This window comes from Pseudomonas sp. B12(2026) (assembly GCF_057767015.1).
The window spans coordinates 1966924-1985826 of record NZ_CM173430.1; the positions used below are offsets into that span (position 1 = coordinate 1966924).

The window sequence follows — 18903 nt, forward strand, 5'->3', positions numbered from 1 at the left end:
GCGAGAGTGAATTTATGAGCCTGAATCCGAGAGACGCCGTCATTGTCGACTTCGGCCGCACCCCGATGGGCCGTTCGAAGGGTGGCATGCACCGCAACACCCGCGCGGAGAACATGTCCGCGCACCTGATCAGCAAGCTGCTGGAACGCAACCCGAAGATCGACCCGGCGGAAGTCGAGGACGTGATCTGGGGCTGCGTGAACCAGACCCTGGAGCAGGGCTGGAACATCGCGCGCATGGTGTCGCTGATGACCCAGATCCCGCACACCAGCGCCGGCCAGACCGTCAGCCGCCTGTGCGGTTCGTCCATGAGCGCCCTGCACACCGCCGTGCAGGCGATCCAGACCGGCAACGGTGACGTCTTCGTCATCGGCGGCGTGGAGCACATGGGCCACGTCGGCATGATGCACGGCGTCGACCCGAACCCGCACCTGTCGCTGTACGCCGCCAAGGCGTCCGGCATGATGGGCCTGACCGCCGAGATGCTGGGCAAGATGCACGGCATCACCCGCGAGGCCCAGGACCAGTTCGGCGTGCGCTCGCACCAGTTGGCGTGGAAGGCCACCCAGGAAGGCAAGTTCAAGGACGAAATCATCCCGATGGAAGGGTATGACGAGAACGGCTTCTTGAAGGTCTTCGACTTCGACGAAACCATCCGTCCGGAAACCACCCTGGAAAGCCTGGCGGCCCTGAAGCCGGCGTTCAACCCGAAAGGCGGCACCGTGACCGCGGGTACTTCCTCGCAGATCACCGACGGCGCTTCCTGCATGATCGTCATGAGCGCCCAGCGCGCCCAGGACCTGGGCATCCAGCCGATGGCCGTGGTTCGCGCCATGGCGGTGGCCGGTGTCGATCCGGCGATCATGGGCTACGGTCCGGTTCCGTCGACCAACAAGGCGCTCAAGCGCGCCGGCCTGACCATCAACGACATCGACTTCGTCGAGCTCAACGAAGCCTTCGCCGCCCAGTCCCTGCCGGTGCTGAAGGACCTCAAGCTGCTCGACAAGATGGACGAGAAGGTCAACCTGCACGGCGGCGCCATCGCCCTGGGTCACCCGTTCGGCTGCTCCGGTGCGCGTATCTCCGGCACCCTGCTGAACGTGATGAAGCAGAACGGCGGCACCCTGGGTGCGTCCACCATGTGCATCGGCCTCGGCCAGGGCATCACCACCATCTTCGAGCGCATCTGAGGCGATAGCGTCTAAGCTCTCGAAGATGGACGAGCCGGGGCCCTGTGCCCCGGCTTTCGTTTTTGCTGGGGATTGCCCGGGACAAGGGCAACATGGACAATCGCGGCCTTTTTCTGCCAGCCGCAAGAGGGTTAGCCATGCAACTGCAGACCGGACTGTATCGACACTACAAGGGGCGGCAGTACCGTGTGCTCGGCCTGGCACGGCACTCCGAAACCGAGGAAACGCTGGTGATCTACCAGGCGTTGTACGGCGAATTCGGTCTCTGGGTGCGTCCGCTAAGCATGTTCACCGAGGCCGTGGAAGTGAACGGCGAGCGGGTTCCGCGCTTCGCCCTGGTCGCCGCGGAAAACGATCCGCTGGGGCTCCAGGACGGCCCATGCGGCGAAAGCCAGGCTTGACCTTGGCGTGACCGCCACTATATATAGCGGTGCCGCTCCAAGCGCCTCCCTCCTTATAAATTCATCTATTCGACGCAGGAATCTTCCGATCCATGGGTAAATCGCTGGTCATCGTGGAATCACCGGCCAAGGCCAAGACCATCAACAAGTACCTGGGCAACCAGTACGTGGTGAAGTCGAGCATCGGCCACATCCGCGACCTGCCCACGAGCGGTTCTTCCGCTACCAAGGAGCCTGCGGCCAAAGGACGCAAGGCTGCGTCGGAAGCCCCGGCCCTGTCGCCGAAGGAAAAGGCCAAGCGCCAGCTCTTCACCCGCATGGGCGTCGACCCGGAGCACGGCTGGAAGGCCAAGTACGAGATCCTGCCCGGCAAGGAAAAGGTGATCGACGAACTGCGCCGCCTGGCCAAGGATGCCGACACCATCTATCTCGCAACCGACTTGGACCGCGAAGGGGAGGCCATCGCCTGGCACCTGCGCGAGGCCATCGGCGGCGATGACTCGCGCTACAAGCGCGTGGTCTTCAACGAGATCACCAAGAAGGCCATCCAGGAGGCCTTCTCCCAGCCCGGTGAGCTGGACATCAACCGCGTCAACGCCCAGCAGGCGCGCCGCTTCCTCGACCGCGTGGTCGGCTACATGGTCTCGCCGCTGCTGTGGGCGAAGATCGCCCGCGGCCTCTCCGCTGGCCGCGTGCAGTCGGTGGCGGTGAAGCTGGTGGTGGAGCGCGAGCGTGAGATCCGCGCCTTCGTCCCTGAAGAATACTGGGAAGTGCACGCCGACCTCGGCACGCCGCTGGACCAGAAGGCCCGCTTCGAAGTGGTGCGCGAGAAGGGCGAAGCCTTCAAGCCGCTGAACGAAGCCCAGGCCATGGCCGCCCTGGAGAAACTCAAGGCGTCCACCTACAGCGTCGCCAAGCGCGAGGACAAGCCGACCTCCAGCAAGCCCTCGGCACCGTTCATCACCTCCACCCTGCAGCAGGCCGCGAGCAACCGCCTGGGCTTCGGGGTGAAGAAGACCATGATGATGGCCCAGCGTCTCTACGAGGCGGGCTACATCACCTACATGCGTACCGACTCGACCAACCTGTCGGCCGACGCCATCGACATGGTGCGCGGCTTCATCGACAGCGAGTTCGGCACGAAGTACCTGCCGGCCAAGCCGAACTTCTACTCCAGCAAGGAAGGCGCCCAGGAAGCGCACGAAGCGATTCGTCCGTCCGACGTCAACCTGCGTCCGACCCAGTTGTCGGGCATGGAGCGCGACGCCGAGCGCCTGTACGACCTGATCTGGCGCCAGTTCGTGGCCTGCCAGATGCCGCCGGCCGAATACCTGTCCACCACCGTCAGCGTCGCCGCCGGCGACTTCGAGCTGCGCGCCAAGGGCCGCATCCTCAAGTTCGACGGCTACACCAAGGTGCTGCCGCAGCAGAGCAAGCCGGGCGAGGACGACGTCCTGCCGGTGATGAACCAGGGTGAGAGCATGAAGCTGCTCAAGCTCGATCCGAGCCAGCACTTCACCAAGCCGCCGGCGCGCTTCTCCGAAGCCAGCCTGGTCAAGGAGCTGGAAAAGCGCGGCATCGGCCGTCCGTCCACCTACGCGGCGATCATCTCCACCATCCAGGAGCGCGGCTACGTCACCACCCACAACCGCCGCTTCTATGCGGAAAAGATGGGCGACATCGTCACCGACCGACTCAACGAGAGCTTCTCCAACCTGATGGACTACGGCTTCACCGCCGGCATGGAAGAGCACCTCGATGACGTGGCCCAGGGCGAGCGCGACTGGAAGCACCTGCTGGACGAGTTCTACGGCGACTTCCGCAAGAAGCTCGACCTGGCCGAGGCCGCCAACGACGGCATGCGCGCCAACCAGCCGACCCTGACCAGCATCCCCTGCCGCGAGTGCGGCCGGCCGATGATGATCCGCACCGCCTCCACCGGGGTGTTCCTCGGTTGCTCGGGCTACAGCCTGCCGCCGAAGGAGCGCTGCAAGGCGACGGTCAACCTGATCCCGGGCGACGAAATCGCCGCGGATGACGAGGGCGAGTCCGAATCCCGTGTGCTGCGCGGCAAGCACCGCTGCCCGATCTGCAGCACCGCGATGGACGCCTACCTGGTCGACGAGAAGCACAAGCTGCATATCTGCGGCAACAACCCGGACTGCCTGGGCTACGAGATCGAGGAAGGCCAGTACCGGATCAAGGGCTACGAAGGCCCGAGCCTGGAATGCGACAAGTGTGGCAGCGAGATGCAGCTCAAGACCGGCCGTTTCGGCAAGTTCTTCGGTTGCACCAACCCGACCTGCAAGAACACCCGCAAGCTGCTGAAGAACGGCGAGCCCGCGCCGCCGAAGATGGACGCCATCCGCATGCCGGAGCTCAAGTGCGAGAAGGTGGACGACATCTACGTGCTGCGCGACGGCGCTTCCGGCCTGTTCCTGGCCGCCAGCCAGTTCCCGAAGAACCGCGAGACCCGCGCGCCGCTGGTCAGCGAGCTGGTGCCGCACAAGGAAGAGCTGGATCCGAAGTACCACTTCCTGCTCGCCGCCCCGCAGAAGGACCCGGATGGCCGCCCGGCGGTGATCCGTTTCAGCCGCAAGACCAAGGAGCAGTACGTGCAGTCCGAGGTCGAGGGCAAACCCACCGGCTGGCGCGCGTTCTACGACGGCGGCAAGTGGAAGGCCGAAGACAAGCGCTGATGGAAGGCGCGCCCCGCTGAGGCGGGGCGCGCTTATACTGCCGACGTCGATTGCGAGAGGGCCTGGCCATGGCGCACGAACTCTATACCCGTACCAACCAGAAACTGTTCTTCGCCGGACTGGCCCTGGAAGCCTGGCGCAACGCCGAGGCGGCACGCGCGATGAATGCCCAGGCACGCATCCAGGCCGAGCGCGAAGCGGCGCTGTTCCATCTCTATGGTGCAGTGCTGGGGGTGGCCCACGAGATCGCCGGCTACTACCGTCTGCCGCAGGCGGGTGCGCCGCGCGTCGACATGCTGCTGAACGCAGAGGTGCTGGCTGCCGCGCCGAGCCCGGAGCTGGCGGAAATGGTCGAGCTGGCACAGTCCCCGGAAGCCTGGCTGGGCCGCCTGCTGGCCGCATACGCCGCGTTGTTCCAGCCGCCGAGCGAGCCGAAGAAGGCCAAGGTCGACCCGACCCAGCCGCTGATCCAGGCGGTGAATATCGACGAAGAGAAGCCGGTCGAGCTGGGCAACGAAGAGCTCGAGGCCTGGCGCAAGTCCCTGAAAGAGCTGGTGCTGCGCTTCCGCGCATCGCTGACCGAGCTCTGACGCAGGCTCCGATACGCATAGCCGCGACCAATCGGTCGGCCGGCGGAACGTTGCGCTAGGGTGTAGCGGGTGTGGCTGTTACACTACGCGTTCTGCTGTGGAGAACCTTCGCTATGCCAACCTCATTTCTGGAAATCGTGGAACTGCCTGACGGGCGTATCGTGCTGCGTCGTGCGGAGGATGAGGAGGCGCTGGTGACCCTGGAGTTCTCCGAAGATGCCAAGGGCTTCCTGCAAGGCCAGCACATCGAGATCGCCAAGGCGATGTTCAATGTTGGCGTGCAGATGGCCGGCCGCCTCGCCGAAGGCGGCGACACCGGCATGGACGAAGGTCCGCGCGTCCTGCACTAAGGCTCGTTCCGGCTTCGCGGCGCTCGCGGCGAAGCCTCTTCCTCATCCCAGGCGAATGTTCAGGCTCTGCGCCTGGCCGGCAACGGCGGCGCGGGACAGCTGCGCGCGCGCCCTGGCGTTGAGATTCAGCCAGCTCACCACCGTATGACTGTTGCCCAGGCGCAGCGCCTCGCAGGCCAATGCCTGGGCGGCGGTCTGGTCACGCGCCGGCAGCAGCAGGATGCGTTCGCGGTTCAGGCCGGCCTTGCGCAGCCAGTCCGGGGTCAGGCTGGCGGGCGGGGCGATCAGGGTCAGCCAGCGCGAGTCGCTTTCCTCGCTCAGTTCGCGGAGCATCGGCGCCAGCAGGGTCAGGCACTGGCCGGGGAGGCCGCGCAGGGCGATCTCGCTGAAGGCGCTCTCGTCATCGGCCGGTTCGTCTTCCATCAGCTCCGGGAGCAGGGGAGCAGTACCGCTCGCCCAGAGTGCTTCCTGGAACAGCGGGAGTTGCGGCAGGTTCAGCGGCTGCGGGTACTGCATGGATGTCTCCTGTTCAGCGACGGATCACGCCGACGCTCAAGCCTTCGATGACCAGTTCCTGTTCCTTGAGGTCGACCTCGATGGGGGCGAACTCGGGGTTCTCGGCGATCAGCCAGACCTTGCTGCCTTCGCGCTTGAAGCGCTTCACCGTGACTTCCTCGCCGAGGCGGGCGACCACGATCTGGCCGTTGCGCGCTTCGCGGGTGACGTGCACGGCGAGCAGGTCGCCGTCGAGGATGCCGACGTCCTTCATGCTCTGTCCGCGCACGCGCAGCAGGTAGTCGGCCGGCGGGTTGAAGAAGGTGGGGTTGATGCGGCAGGTGTCGTCGACGTTCTGCTCGGCGAGGATCGGCGCACCGGCGGCGACGCGGCCGATGATCGGCAGTTCGTCCTCGTTGGCGGCGGCCTTGGGCTCGAAGCCGGGGATGCGGATGCCGCGGGAGGCGCCCGGGGTCATCTCGATGGCGCCCTTGCGGGCGAGGGCCTTGAGGTGCTCCTCGGCGGCGTTGGGCGACTTGAAGCCGAGTTCCTGGGCGATTTCCGCGCGGGTGGGCGGATAGCCGTTGGCTTCCAGGCAGCGTTTGATGAAGGCGAGAATCTCGGCTTGGCGCGGCGTCAGCTTCAGCATGTCCATACTCTGGCTTTTTATACAGTGACTGGAATTATATACAGTGAAAGCGCCCTGGCAATGCCTAATTTCGCGCGGCGGTCGGGGAGATGTAACCTGTGCCGGCTGGCGAGCGTCCTGCTGGGATTGAAGTCAGCTCGTCGCATTGCCTATGATTTTGTTAACAATCGATCGCGCTTTGCTTGACAATGCAAGAGGCTGAAACGTATGTTTCAAACAAGTGTTTGTCAGGCGGAGTAGCCATGGCCCAGTCGGAAACCGTCGAACGCATCCTGGATGCTGCGGAACAGCTGTTCGCGGAGAAGGGCTTCGCTGAGACTTCCTTGCGTCTTATCACCAGCAAGGCGGGGGTGAACCTCGCGGCGGTGAACTATCACTTCGGCTCGAAGAAGGCGCTGATCCAGGCGGTCTTCTCGCGCTTCCTCGGCCCGTTCTGCGCCAGCCTCGAAAAGGAGCTGGATCGTCGCCAGGCCAAGCCCGACGCACCGCGCGCCACTCTGGAAGAGCTGCTCGAATTGCTCGTCGTCCAGGCCATGGCGGTGAAGCCGCGCAGCGGCAACGACCTGTCGATCTTCATGCGCCTGCTGGGCCTCGCCTTCAGCCAGAGCCAGGGCCACCTGCGCAAATACCTCGAGGAAGTCTACGGCAAGGTGTTCCGCCGTTACATGCTGCTGGTGAACGAAGCCTCGCCGCGCCTGCCGCCGCTGGAGCTGTTCTGGCGCGTGCACTTCATGCTCGGGGCGGCGGCGTTCAGCATGTCCGGCATCAAGGCGTTGCGCGCCATGGCCGAGACCGACTTCGGCGTGAACACCTCCATCGAGCAGGTGATGCGCCTGATGGTGCCGTTCCTCGCCGCCGGGATGCGTGCCGACAGCGGCATCAGCGACCCGTCGCTGGCCGGTGCCCAGCTCAAGCCGCGCGCCAAGGCGTCCGCCGCGCCAGCCAAGGTCTGAACGACGCCCGGCCGCGTGCTGGGCGGTGCGGTCCTGATCGGCTAAAGTAGCCGGCCATGGCTGACCTCGATTTCCTCCATATTTCCCTGTCCGACCAGATGCTCTACGGCTTTGCCGGCGAGCGTCTGCGCTTGCGTCTGCCTGTTTCCACCGCGACCAACGGTGCCGGCGAACTGAGCGGGTCCGGCTGCACGCCGCGTGGCCTGCACCAGGTTCGCGCGCGTATCGGCGAAGGTTTGCCCAGGGGCGCGGTGCTCAAGGGGCGGCGCTGGACCGGCGAGGTCTGGAGCCAGGCGCTGCACGACGAGTTTCCCGGCCGCGACTGGATCCTCACGCGCATCCTCTGGCTCAGCGGCTGCGAGCCGGGACGCAATCGCATGGGCGAGATCGATACCTTCCGCCGTTACATCTACCTGCACGGCACGCCGGACTGCGAGCCCATGGGCACGCCGCTGTCCCACGGCTGTATCCGCCTGCGCAATGACGACCTGCTGGAACTCTTCCCCCGGGTTCCGCTCCATTGCCGGGTCCGTATCGAAGAGGCTGCCTGCCCCCACTGGCAGGCCCCGCAACTGAACTAAGGAATGCACATGCAAGGCTCCCTGATGCTCGACATCGGCGGCACCTGGCTGACCGCCGAGGACCGCCAGATCCTGCGCCACCCGGAAGTGGGCGGCCTGATCATCTTCGCCCGCAACATCGAGTCGCCGCGCCAGGTGCGCGAGCTCTGCGCGGCCATCCGCGCGCTGCGCCCGGACCTGCTGCTGGCGGTGGACCAGGAAGGCGGCCGGGTGCAGCGCCTGCGCCAGGGCTTCCTGCGCCTGCCGGCGATGCGCGCCATCGCCGACAACGCCAATGCCGAGCGCCTGGCCGAGCAGTGCGGCTGGCTGATGGCGACCGAAGTGCTGGCGGCGGGGCTGGACCTCAGCTTCGCCCCGGTGCTCGACCTCGATCACCAGCGCAGCGCCGTGGTCGGCAGCCGCGCCTTCGAAGGCAATCCGGAGCGCGCCGTGGCGCTGGCCGGCGCTTTCATCCGCGGCATGCACGGCGCCGGCATGGCCGCCACCGGCAAGCACTTCCCCGGCCACGGCTGGGCGGAGGCGGATTCCCATGTGGCGATCCCCGAGGACGAGCGCAGCCTGGAGCAGATCCGCGCCTGCGACCTGGTCCCGTTCCAGCGCCTGTCCGGCGAGCTGGATGCGCTGATGCCGGCCCACGTGATCTACCCGCGGGTCGACCCGAACCCCGCCGGCTTCTCCCGCCGCTGGCTGCAGGACATCCTGCGCGGCGAGCTGGGCTTCGACGGGGTGATCTTCAGCGACGACCTGTCCATGGCCGGCGCCCACGTGGTGGGTGACGCCGCCAACCGCATCGAGGCCGCGCTGAATGCCGGCTGCGACATGGGCCTGGTGTGCAACGACCGCGCCTCCGCCGAGCTGGCCCTGAGCGCCCTGCAGCGCCTCAAGGTCAGCGCGCCGCAGCGTCTGCAACGCATGCGCGCCAGGGCCTGGCCGGGCATCGAATACAAGCAGCTGCCGCGCTGGCAGCAGGCCGTGGGTGAACTGCGCGCCGCACAATTGATCGATTAAGGAATTGCCATGACTGTCTTCGCCATCATCGGCGGCACCGGCCTGACCCAACTGGAAGGCCTGACCCTGAAGGATTCCGTCGCACTGGACACGCCCTACGGCGCGCCCTCGGCAGCCATCCAGCGCGGCGAGTTCGCCGGTCGCGAGGTGCTGTTCCTCGCCCGTCACGGCCATCCGCACCGCTTCCCGCCGCACCAGGTGAACTACCGGGCCAACCTCTGGGCGTTGCAGCAGGCCGGCGCGGAAGCCGTGCTGGCGGTGAACGCGGTGGGCGGCATCCATGCGGCCATGGGCAGCGGGCATCTGTGCGTGCCGCACCAGATCGTCGATTACACCTGGGGTCGCGAGCACACCTACTTCGCCGGGGACATCGATCACGTCACCCACATCGACTTCAGCCATCCCTACGACGAGGGGCTGCGCCAGAAGCTGATCACCGCGTTGCAGGCGCTGGGCTATCCGCACAGCAGCCACGGCGTCTATGCCGCGACCCAGGGGCCGCGCCTGGAAACCGTGGCGGAGATCGTCAGGCTGGAGCGCGACGGTTGCGACATCGTCGGCATGACCGGCATGCCCGAGGCGGCGCTGGCTCGCGAGCTGGAGCTGCCCTATGCCTGCCTGTCGCTGGTGGTGAACCCGGCCGCCGGCAAGTCCAGCGGGATCATCACCATGGCCGAGATCGAGCAGGCGCTGCACGAGGGCATCGGCAAGGTGCGCGAGGTGCTGGGGCGGGTGTTGGTGAGCTGACGAGGGCGCGAATCGTGCGGGGCTTCGGGCCATCGCGGATAGGATCCGCTCCTACGAGAGCAATCCCGCACAGAGCCTGAACCGTAGGAGCGAACCTTGTCCGCGAATCGCGCCGGAACCGTGGGCCATCGCGGACGAAGTCCGCTTACGGTTTCGGCAGGGGGGCGAAGAGGGCGTCGATGTCGCTTTGCTGCAGGCTCAGGCCGCCGTCCTTGCCGTCTTCCAGCACGCCGGCGGCCAATGCCGCCTTGCGCGCCTGCAACTGCTGGATCTTCTCTTCCAGGGTGCCGCGGGCGATGAGCTTGTAGACGAACACCGGCTTGTCCTGGCCGATGCGGTAGGCGCGGTCGGTGGCCTGTTGTTCCACCGCCGGGTTCCACCAGGGATCGTAGTGGATCACGGTGTCGGCGGCGGTGAGGTTCAGGCCGGTGCCGCCGGCTTTCAGGCTGATGAGGAACAGCGGCACGCGGCCCTGCTGGAAGTCCTCCACCGGCTGGCGGCGGTCGCGGGTCTCGCCGGTGAGGAGTGCATAGGGGATGTTCCGTGCCCGCAGCTGCGCCTGGATCAGTTCGAGCATCGAGGTGAACTGCGAGAAGAGCAGGACGCGGCGTCCTTCGGCGAGCAGTTCGTCGAGCATCTCCAGCAGGGCGCTCAGTTTGCCCGAATGTGCCGCGGGTAAATCCGCCTGCAGCAGACGCGGGTCGCAGCAGACCTGGCGCAGCTTGAGCAGGGCGTCGAGCACCACGATCTGGCTGCTGGCCAGGCCCTTCAGGCGGATTTCCTCGCGGACCTTGCGGTCCATGGCCAGGCGCACGGTTTCGTAGAGGTCGCGCTGACGCTCGTCGAGCTCCACCCGGTGGGTGATTTCGCTCTTGGGCGGCAGCTCGGTGGCGACCTGATCCTTGCGGCGGCGCAGCAGGAAGGGCCTGATGCGCGCGTTCAGGTGCGCCAGGCGCTGGCTGTCGCCGGCCTTTTCGATGGGGTGGCGGTACAGGCGCGCGAAGTGGCGCGCATCGCCGAGCCAGCCCGGCATCACCAGGTTGAACAGCGACCACAGTTCGCCCAGGTGGTTTTCCAGCGGCGTACCGGTCAGGCACAGGCGCTGCCGGGCGTCGAGGCGGGCCGCGGCCTGGGCTGATTTGCTGCTGGCATTCTTCAGGTATTGCGCTTCGTCGAACACCGCCAGGTGCAGCGGTTGCTTGGCCAGCGCGTCGATGTCCCGGGGCAGCAGGGCGTAGGTGCTGAGCAGCAGGTCGTACTGCGCAAGGTCGTCGAAGTGCCGCTGGCGCTCGCTGCCGTGCAGGGTGAGCACGCGCAGCTCCGGGGCGAAGCGCGCGATCTCGTCCTGCCAGTTGGCCACCAGGCTGGTGGGCATCAGCACCAGGGCGGGACGGTCCAGGCGCCCGGCGCGTTTTTCCGCGAGAAGGTGCGCCAGCACCTGCAAGGTCTTGCCCAGCCCCATGTCGTCGCCCAGGATGCCGCCGAGCTCCAGCTCGCGCAGCGCCTGCATCCAGGCGAGGCCCTGCAACTGGTAAGGGCGCAACGCCGCCCGCAGGCCGTCCGGTGCCGCACAGGGCTGTTGCTGGAAGTCGCGCAGGCGCCGGGCGAGGCGCAGCAGCTGCTCGCCGCCTTGCCAGCGCAGCGGGTATGGGTCGAGTTGGCTCAGCAGGCCGGCATCGGTGCTGGGGATTCGCAGGCGGTCTTCGTCGCGTTGCAGGCTGCTCAGCAGCAGCCCTTCCAGCAGCTGGAGCATGGCGCGCACTCGCGCTACGGGCAGGCTCACGGTCAGCGGCCGGCCATCCGCCTGGCGCCGGGCGTCGAGGCGGAAGGGCAGTTCGGCGTCGTCGGTAGCGTTGCGCAGTGCCGGTGGACTCTTGCGGATCAGCTCCAGAAGCGGTTGCAGCAGGCTGATCTGCTGGCCATCGACCACTATCCCCAGTTCCAGATCGAACCAGGCGTGGCCGGGCTCCTCGTCGATATGGGCGTACCAGTCCTCGATTTCGCTGAAGTCGAAGGGGAAGTCCTCGTCGAACTCCACCACCCAACCCTGGGCGCGCAGCTTGGGCAGTTGGCGGACGATCTGCACCCAGTGCGCTTCGTCGGCGGGGCGGTAGCTTTCATAGTGGTCGCGCAGGTCGTAGGGCGTGGAGTATTTGTCGAGCTTCTTCAGGCCGAGTTTCTGCAGCGTCCTGCGCAGGGCCTGCTCGGCCTTGGGCTGCCGTTCGATGACGACGAACGCGCCATCCTCCAGGTAGCGGATCGGCTGGCCGCTGCGCACCGGGCCATGGGTGTATTCCTTGCCATAGCCGAAGACCAGGCAGGCCTGGTGCTCATCCTTATCGCCATAAATCTCGTCTCGATAGGTGCTCAGCAGCAGGTGCGGCACGGGCTGCAGCTCCAGCCGGCGCTCCCGGGCGGGCATCGGCAGCGGCGCCTGCGGGGCCAGGGCCTTGAGTTGCAGGCCGAAGAGCGCGGCCTCTTGCGGCGGTATCGCTGGGGCGCTCGACAGGTAGCTGGCCAGCGCATCGGGCAGGTCGTGGTGCAGCGGGCCGGCGCGCAGGCCCTGGCGATCGACGTACCACGGTGGTGTCAGCTGGGTCAGCAACTGCGGCTTGGGGTTCGCGTCCGTCTCCCAGCTGACGACGAAATGGCCGTCGTCGCGGGTGTGCCAGCCGAGCCGGGCGGGCAGTGCCGCGCCGAGGTGCAACTGGCTGGAAGGGTCTTCGAGTTCCAGGAAGAGTTGCCCGTGCCGCAGGATCAGTTCCAGCAGTTCGGCGCCGTCGTGGCCTTGCAGGGATATTTCGTTGTGATGTGGCTCCACGCCCGCCGCGCCAAGCGCGCGAAGCAGGATGCGCTGGTCCTGTTCGGTGACGCCCCGGCCCAGGGCGCGGGCGATGGAGGCTATGCGCGGGTAACCCTGGAGCTGGCCGTTCTCGCTGCGCAGGGCGGTGTGGATGAATATCCGGCCGCCTTTGGTCAGCCGATAATGCAGCGGGCCGCTGTGGGGCGTCCCGACCTCCGGCTGCGCCTTGAGCGCCGCCGGCGCGTTCTTCAGCCAGGTCCGCAGGCTGCTGGACAGGCTGTCGACGGGCGTCGGGGCAGGCATCGCGACGGGCGCGGGCGCGCTGCCGCGGTTAGCGTCCGGTTCGTCCAGCAGGTGCAGCAACACGGCCACGCAATGCTTGCAGTCGAACCCGACCGGGCAATCGCACTGGCAGTCGAGCGTGTCGCCGCTTCTGGAAAAAGTGATCCGCTGGCGATAGCGGTTGTTGCCCGAGCCCTGGCAGAGGCCCTCCAGCGAGCGTTCGGCGAGGCGCAGGATGCTGGCCCGGCCTTCCCGGGCGTAGGCCTCGCCGCGCACCAGGGTCACGGCGGGGAAGAGGCGGCGCCAGGGGATGCGTTGCAGGTGCTCGGCGAACCGGGTCATGGCGCAGCGTTCGTCGGGGGGATTATTGCTGGGCGGGCGGCGGGGCGTCGAAACCGCCGTCGGCTGGGGCGGCCGGAGCCGGCTGCTGCGGCGCGTCCGGGCTGGCGGGCGCTTCGTCCTCGACACCGGGCGGCGGCGGGGAGGCCGGCCGGGCGTTGAGCGGGCTGACCTTGATCAGCATGCCCAGGCTCGGGTGGTCGAGGTAGGTCAGCACGCTGTTCTTCAGGCTGGCGTCCTGGACCATGTGCTGGCTGGCGGCGAGCAGGCCGTTGGCGTCGAACTGGTTGATCCAGAAGTCGGTCTGGGTGTTCACGAAGCGCTGCTGGCTGAGGGTGACGGTGCCTTCCACCGGGAAGTGGCCGTCACGCTTCTCGCCTTCGTTCAGGGCGATCTTCACCGGGTTGGCGTCGATCTCCTGGCGCCAGGCCTTGTGCATCAGCACCTGGAAGCCTTCGTTCTGCTTGAGCTTGGCCACCTGGGCGTCCAGCGCGGTGGGGCGCGCGCTGTCCGGGCCCGGCGGTTGCGCGCCCCTGGCCCAGTCGTCGGGCGCGGGGCGGCTGGCGAACACGACGTCGCCGGACTGCTGGAAGAGGATCAGCTCCACCTGGTAGGGCTCGGCGAAGGCCGCCGGCGAGAGCAGGGCCAGGGACAGCAGCAGGGGTTGGAACAGGCGCATGCACAGGGTCCTTAATGAGTCTGTGGCGTGAGGCGTTCGAGCAGCGCCTCCAGCGTGTTGAAGCGTTCTTCCGGGCGCTCCATGGGCACCTGGAACTTGAAGAGGGTGGCCCCTTCGAATTTGTAGCGATTGGGCTGGCTCTGGATCATCTTGATCAGCACCAGCGGGTCGACGCAGGTATCGGCGGCGAATTCTACCCGGCCTCCCTGCGGGCCGGCATCCACCTTGACGATGCCGAGCTTTTCCGCCTGCAGCTTGAGCAGCGTCAGGCGCATCAGGTTCTTCGCCGGCTCCGGCAGCAGGCCGAAGCGGTCGATCATTTCCACCTGCAGCTCGCGCAGGCCGTCTTCGTCGAGGGCGTTGGCGATGCGCTTGTAGAGGATCAGGCGGCCGTGGACGTCGGGCAGGTAGTCCTCGGGGATCAGCGCCGGCACCCGCAGGTTGATGTCCGGGCCGCCGCCCAGCGGCTGCTCCAGATTCGGCTGCTCGCCCTTGCGGATGGCCTTCACCGCGCGTTCGAGCATCTCCATGTAGAGGGTGAAGCCGACGGCCTGGATCTGCCCGCTCTGGCCTTCGCCGAGCAGCTCGCCGGCGCCGCGGATTTCCAGGTCATGGGTCGCCAGCACGAAGCCGGCGCCGAGGTCCTGGGCGTTGGCGATGGCTTCCAGGCGCTTTTCGGCGTCCGGGGTCATCTGCTTGCGCGGCGGGGTCAGCAGGTAGGCGTAGGCCTGGTGGTGGCTGCGGCCGACGCGCCCGCGCAGCTGGTGCAGCTGGGCCAGGCCGAACTTGTCGGCGCGCTCGATGAGGATGGTGTTGGCGCTGGGCACGTCGATGCCGGTCTCGATGATGGTCGAGGCCACCAGCACGTTGAAGCGCTTATGGTAGAAGTCGCTCATCACCCGCTCGAGATCGCGTTCGTGCATCTGCCCGTGGCCGATGCCGATGCGCGCCTCGGGAACCAGTTCCGCGAGGTCGCGGGCGCACTTCTCGATGGTCTTCACCTCGTTGTGCAGGAAGTACACCTGGCCGCCGCGCAGCAGCTCACGCAGCAGGGCTTCCTTGATCACCGACTTCTGCTCCTCCATGACGAAGGTGCGCACCGACAGGCGGCGCGCCGGCGGCGTGGCGATGATCGACAGGTCGCGCATGCCGGCCACGGCCATGTTCAGGGTGCGCGGGATCGGCGTGGCGGTGAGGGTGAGGATGTCCACCTCGCTGCGCAGGGCCTTGAGCTGCTCCTTCTGGCGCACGCCGAAGCGGTGTTCCTCGTCGATGATGACCAGGCCGAGGTTCTTGAACTTCACATCGTCCTGCAGCAGCTTGTGGGTGCCGATGACGATGTCCACCTTGCCTTCGGCCAGTTGCCCGACCGCGCCTTCGACTTCCTTGGCCGACTTGAAGCGGCTCATCACCTCGACCGTCACCGGCCAGTCGGCGAAGCGGTCGCGGAAGCTGTTGTAGTGCTGCTGGGCGAGCAGGGTGGTGGGCACCAGCACGGCCACCTGCCGGCCGCTGTGCACGGCGACGAAGGCCGCACGCATGGCCACTTCGGTCTTGCCGAAGCCGACGTCGCCGCAGACCAGGCGGTCCATCGGCTTGTCGGCGAGCATGTCGGCCACCACCGCTTCGATGGCGGTCTGCTGGTCCGGGGTTTCCTCGAAGGGGAAGCCGGCGGAGAAGGTCGCGTAGTCGGCCTGCGGGTCCTTGAACGCGTAGCCCTTGCGCGCGGCGCGGCGGGCATAGATGTCGAGCAGCTCGGCGGCGACGTCGCGGACCTGTTCGGCGGCCTTGCGCTTGGCCTTCTGCCAGGTTTCCGAACCGAGCCTGTGCAGCGGCGCCAGGGCGTCGTCGCTGCCGGTGTAGCGGGCGATCAGGTGCAGGCTGGCCACCGGCACGTAGAGCTTGGCTTCGTCGGCGTATTCCATGGCGAGGAATTCGGCGTGCTGGCCGTCGATCTCCAGGGTGATCAGGCCGATGTAGCGGCCGACGCCGTGGTCGATGTGCACCACCGGCGCGCCTTCGCGCAGCTCGGTGAGGTTCTTGATGACGTTCTCGCCGCCGTCGCGGGTCTTCTCGCGGCGCCGGCGCTGCATGACGCGCTGGCCGAACAGCGGGCTCTCGGCGACCAGCGCAATGCCCGGCTGGCCCTTGTCGGCGTCCAGCAGCAGGCCTTCGTCCATCGGCGCGATGGTGATCGCCAGGCGCTCCTTGTGCGCCAGGAAGCCCGGCCAGCCGTCGACTTCCACCGGGCGCAGCTTCAGCCGCGCCAGCAGCTCCAGCAGCACCTCGCGGCGGCCGGCGGATTCGGCGGTGAACAGGATGCGCCCGTCGAACTGCTCGATGAACTGGCGCAGGCGCGCCAGCGGCTCGCTGGCCTTGGCCTCGATGGCCAGCTCCGGCAGCGGTTCGGCGGGGAAGCGCTCGCGGCCGACGCCGCTGTCGATCGGCTCGGGGCTGACCACCACGCGCGGCCAGTGCTTCAGGCGGGCGAAGCAGTCTTCCACCGGCAGGAACACTTCGGCGGGCGGCAGCAGTGGGCGTTCCGGGTCGTAGCGGCGGTCTTCGTAGCGGCTGCGCACGTCGCTCCAGAACTGTTCGGCGGCGGTCTCGATGCCGGGCAGGGAGAACACCTGGGTGTCCTGCGGCAGGTAGTCGAACAGCGTCGAGGTCTCGCCGTCCTCGAAGAACAGCGGGATGTAGTACTCGATGCCGGCCGGGGTCAGGCCGCTGGCCAGGTCCTGGTAGATCGGGCAGCGCCGGTAGTCGACGTCGAAGCGCTCGCGGAAGCGGCCGCGGAAGCCGGTCACCGCCTCCTTGCGCAGCGGGAACTCGCGGGCCGGCAGCAGGCGGATGCTGTCCACCTTGTCGATGGAGCGCTGGTTTTCCGGGTCGAAGGTGCGCAGGGTCTCGATTTCGTCGTCGAACAGGTCGATGCGGTAGGGCAGCTCGCTGCCCATCGGGAACAGGTCGATCAGCGCGCCGCGCACGGCGAACTCGCCGTGTTCGTAGACGGTGTCGACGCAGCGGTAGCCGGCGGCCTCGAAGCGGCCGCGCATCTGCTCGATGTCGAGTTTCTGGCCGACGTCCAGCACCAGGCTGCTGCCGAGCAGGAACCGGGCCGGCGACAGGCGGTGCAGGGCGGTGGTGATCGGCACCACCAGCACGCCGCGGCGCAGCTCGGGGAGCTGGTACAGGGTGTCGACGCGCTGGGAGATGATGTCCTGGTGCGGCGAAAAGACGTCGTAGGGCAGGGTTTCCCAGTCCGGCAGCTGCAGCACCGGCAGGTCCGGGGCGAAGAAGCTCAGTTCCTGCTCCAGGCGCTCGGCGCTCTGGCTGTCGGCGGTCAGCAACAGGGTGAAACGATTGGCGGACGCCGAGGCTTCGGCAATGGCAAGGCTCAGGGCGGCGCCCGGCAGGTTGCCCCAGGATTGCTTGCCGGCGGCGCTCGGCAGCGAAGGAATGCGCAATACGGACACGGGCGGTCGTGGCTCCGGTCGAGGAATTTGACCGGTCGGATTGTAACTATCCCGATTGACGGATGTCAGTCATACGACCGCTGCGGATTGCCGGCGATTGTTCGCGCCGTCATAATGTAGCCCCTTTTTTCTTCTCCTACATGTGGAAGGTATTGCCCGTGACCCAGAAGCCCGACCAGTGTCTCGGTGAGTGGATCGATCGTGAAGCCCTCGCGGAAGCGATGATTCCGCTGATCGGCCAGCTTTACCGTAACAACAACGTGGTGACCTCGATCTACGGCCGTGGCCTGATCAACCGTTCGGTGATCGCGATCCTCAAAGCGCACCGTTTCGCCCGTCACCGCCTGGCCGAAGAAGGCGGGCTGTCGGTTCACGACACTTTCCCGATCCTCAAGGCGATGAGCGAACTCAAGCTCGGCGCCGCTTCCGTCGACCTGGGCAAGATGGTCGCCAAGTTCAAGACCGAAGGTAACGGCCGCAGCATCGAGCAGTTCACCAAGGACGAGCTGGCCGACGTGGTCGGCAAGCAGAACGGCGGCGCCCGCGAAGGCACCGACGTCGTGCTGTACGGCTTCGGCCGCATCGGCCGCCTGCTGGCGCGCATCCTCATCGAGAAGACCGGTGGCGGCGACGGCCTGCGCCTGCGCGCCATCGTCGTCCGTAAGGGCGCCGAGAACGACCTGGTCAAGCGCGCCAGCCTGCTGCGCCGCGACTCCGTGCATGGTCCGTTCGACGGCACCATCACCATCGACGAAGAAAGCAACACCATCACCGCCAACGGCAACCTGATCCAGGTGATCTACTCCAACGACCCGGCGTCGATCGACTACACCCAGTACGGCATCAAGAACGCCCTGCTGGTCGACAACACCGGCAAGTGGCGCGACGCCGAGGGCCTGGGCCAGCACCTGAAGTGCCCGGGCATCGACCGCGTGATCCTGACCGCTCCGGGCAAGGGCGCACTGAAGAACATCGTGCATGGCATCAACCATGGCGAGATCAGCGCCGACGACAAGATCGTTTCCGCCGCTTCCTGCACCACCAACGCCATCGTGCCGGTGCTCAAGGCGGTGAATGACGAGTTCGGCATCGTCAACGGCCACGTCGAGACCGTTCACTCGTACACCAACGACCAGAACCTGATCGACAACTTCCACAAGGGCAGCCGCCGCGGCCGCAGCGCTCCGCTGAACATGGTGATCACCGAGACCGGTGCCGCCACCGCCGCCGCCAAGGCCCTGCCGGTCCTGAAAGGCAAGCTGACCGGCAACGCGATCCGCGTTCCGACGCCGAACGTCTCCATGGCGATCCTCAACCTGAACCTGGAGAAGTCCACCAGCCGCGAAGAGATCAACGAGTACCTGCGCCAGATGGCCATGCACTCGGACCTGCAGAAGCAGATCGACTTCGTCGCCTCCCAGGAAGTGGTCTCCAGCGACTTCGTCGGCTCCCGCCACGCGGGCGTCGTCGATGCCGAAGCCACCATCTGCAACGACAACCGCGTCGTCCTGTACGTCTGGTACGACAACGAGTTCGGCTACAGCTGCCAGGTCGTCCGCGTGATGGAAGACATGGCTGGCGTCAACCCGCCGGCTTTCCCGCGCTGATCCAGGCGGGCCAGGGAAACGGGAGCTCTCGGGCTCCCGTTTTTCGTTAGTGGC

General features: G+C 66.9%; 15 protein-coding genes. 10 read left to right on the top strand and 5 right to left on the bottom strand.

The features are described from left to right. The first annotated feature begins 14 nt into the window (after window positions 1–14). From fadA to AC3B6A_RS09275, 5 genes are all read left to right on the top strand, one after another. The gene (gene fadA, locus AC3B6A_RS09255; protein ID WP_488402202.1) at window positions 15–1190 is read left to right on the top strand and encodes an acetyl-CoA C-acyltransferase FadA; all 1176 of its coding nucleotides are present in this window, start codon (window positions 15–17) and stop codon (window positions 1188–1190) included. Window positions 1191–1327: 137 nt separating this feature from the next. Then, window positions 1328–1591, top strand: coding sequence for a DUF1653 domain-containing protein (locus tag AC3B6A_RS09260; RefSeq protein ID WP_488402203.1), 264 nt, complete (start codon window positions 1328–1330; stop codon window positions 1589–1591). A 92-nt stretch (window positions 1592–1683) separates the two neighbouring features. Continuing rightward, entirely contained in the window at window positions 1684–4290 is a 2607-nt protein-coding gene (gene topA, locus AC3B6A_RS09265) for a type I DNA topoisomerase (protein WP_488402205.1), read from the top strand. A 68-nt stretch (window positions 4291–4358) separates the two neighbouring features. Further along, a complete protein-coding gene (locus AC3B6A_RS09270; protein WP_488402206.1) occupies window positions 4359–4880 on the top strand; it encodes a DUF6586 family protein in 522 nt (173 codons plus the stop codon). A 113-nt stretch (window positions 4881–4993) separates the two neighbouring features. Next, window positions 4994–5230, top strand: a complete 237-nt coding sequence (locus AC3B6A_RS09275) for a hypothetical protein (protein ID WP_488402208.1) — start codon at window positions 4994–4996, stop codon at window positions 5228–5230. A 42-nt stretch (window positions 5231–5272) separates the two neighbouring features. On the opposite strand, the gene sulA is transcribed toward AC3B6A_RS09275, so the two are convergent. Together sulA and lexA are read right to left on the bottom strand one after the other, a co-directional pair. After that, on the bottom strand, window positions 5273–5746 hold the full coding sequence (gene sulA / locus AC3B6A_RS09280; RefSeq protein WP_488402209.1) for an SOS-induced cell division inhibitor SulA: 474 nt from the start codon (window positions 5744–5746) through the stop codon (window positions 5273–5275). 13 nt (window positions 5747–5759) lie between these two features. Continuing rightward, window positions 5760–6374, bottom strand: coding sequence for a transcriptional repressor LexA (lexA, locus tag AC3B6A_RS09285; protein WP_488402210.1), 615 nt, complete (start codon window positions 6372–6374; stop codon window positions 5760–5762). A gap of 242 nt (window positions 6375–6616) precedes the next feature. Here lexA and AC3B6A_RS09290 point away from each other — a divergent pair, with 242 nt between their 5' ends. The 4 genes from AC3B6A_RS09290 to AC3B6A_RS09305 are packed head-to-tail and all read left to right on the top strand — an operon-like array spanning window position 6617 to window position 9663. After that, window positions 6617–7327, top strand: a complete 711-nt coding sequence (locus tag AC3B6A_RS09290; RefSeq protein ID WP_488402212.1) for a TetR/AcrR family transcriptional regulator — start codon at window positions 6617–6619, stop codon at window positions 7325–7327. 56 nt (window positions 7328–7383) lie between these two features. Then, on the top strand, window positions 7384–7908 hold the full coding sequence (locus tag AC3B6A_RS09295) for a L,D-transpeptidase family protein (protein ID WP_488402213.1): 525 nt from the start codon (window positions 7384–7386) through the stop codon (window positions 7906–7908). A 9-nt stretch (window positions 7909–7917) separates the two neighbouring features. Beyond that, entirely contained in the window at window positions 7918–8916 is a 999-nt protein-coding gene (gene nagZ, locus AC3B6A_RS09300; RefSeq protein ID WP_488402215.1) for a beta-N-acetylhexosaminidase, read from the top strand. A gap of 9 nt (window positions 8917–8925) precedes the next feature. Continuing rightward, window positions 8926–9663 (top strand): S-methyl-5'-thioinosine phosphorylase, encoded by a 738-nt coding sequence (locus AC3B6A_RS09305; RefSeq protein ID WP_488402216.1) that lies wholly within the window; start codon window positions 8926–8928, stop codon window positions 9661–9663. A gap of 145 nt (window positions 9664–9808) precedes the next feature. On the opposite strand, the gene AC3B6A_RS09310 is transcribed toward AC3B6A_RS09305, so the two are convergent. From AC3B6A_RS09310 to mfd, 3 genes are read right to left on the bottom strand one after another with little or no spacing between them, the layout of a single operon-like run. Next, window positions 9809–13090 carry a DEAD/DEAH box helicase gene (locus AC3B6A_RS09310; RefSeq protein WP_488402217.1) on the bottom strand — a complete coding sequence of 1094 codons (3282 nt, stop codon included), beginning with the start codon at window positions 13088–13090 and terminating at the stop codon, window positions 9809–9811. Between the two features lie 22 nt (window positions 13091–13112). Beyond that, window positions 13113–13766 carry a CsiV family protein gene (locus AC3B6A_RS09315; protein ID WP_488402219.1) on the bottom strand — a complete coding sequence of 218 codons (654 nt, stop codon included), beginning with the start codon at window positions 13764–13766 and terminating at the stop codon, window positions 13113–13115. Window positions 13767–13777: 11 nt separating this feature from the next. Beyond that, on the bottom strand, window positions 13778–17242 hold the full coding sequence (gene mfd / locus AC3B6A_RS09320) for a transcription-repair coupling factor (protein WP_488402221.1): 3465 nt from the start codon (window positions 17240–17242) through the stop codon (window positions 13778–13780). Between the two features lie 140 nt (window positions 17243–17382). On the opposite strand from mfd, the gene AC3B6A_RS09325 reads away from it, so the two are divergent. Next, window positions 17383–18849, top strand: a complete 1467-nt coding sequence (locus AC3B6A_RS09325; RefSeq protein ID WP_488402223.1) for a glyceraldehyde-3-phosphate dehydrogenase — start codon at window positions 17383–17385, stop codon at window positions 18847–18849. Window positions 18850–18903 lie beyond the last annotated feature (54 nt).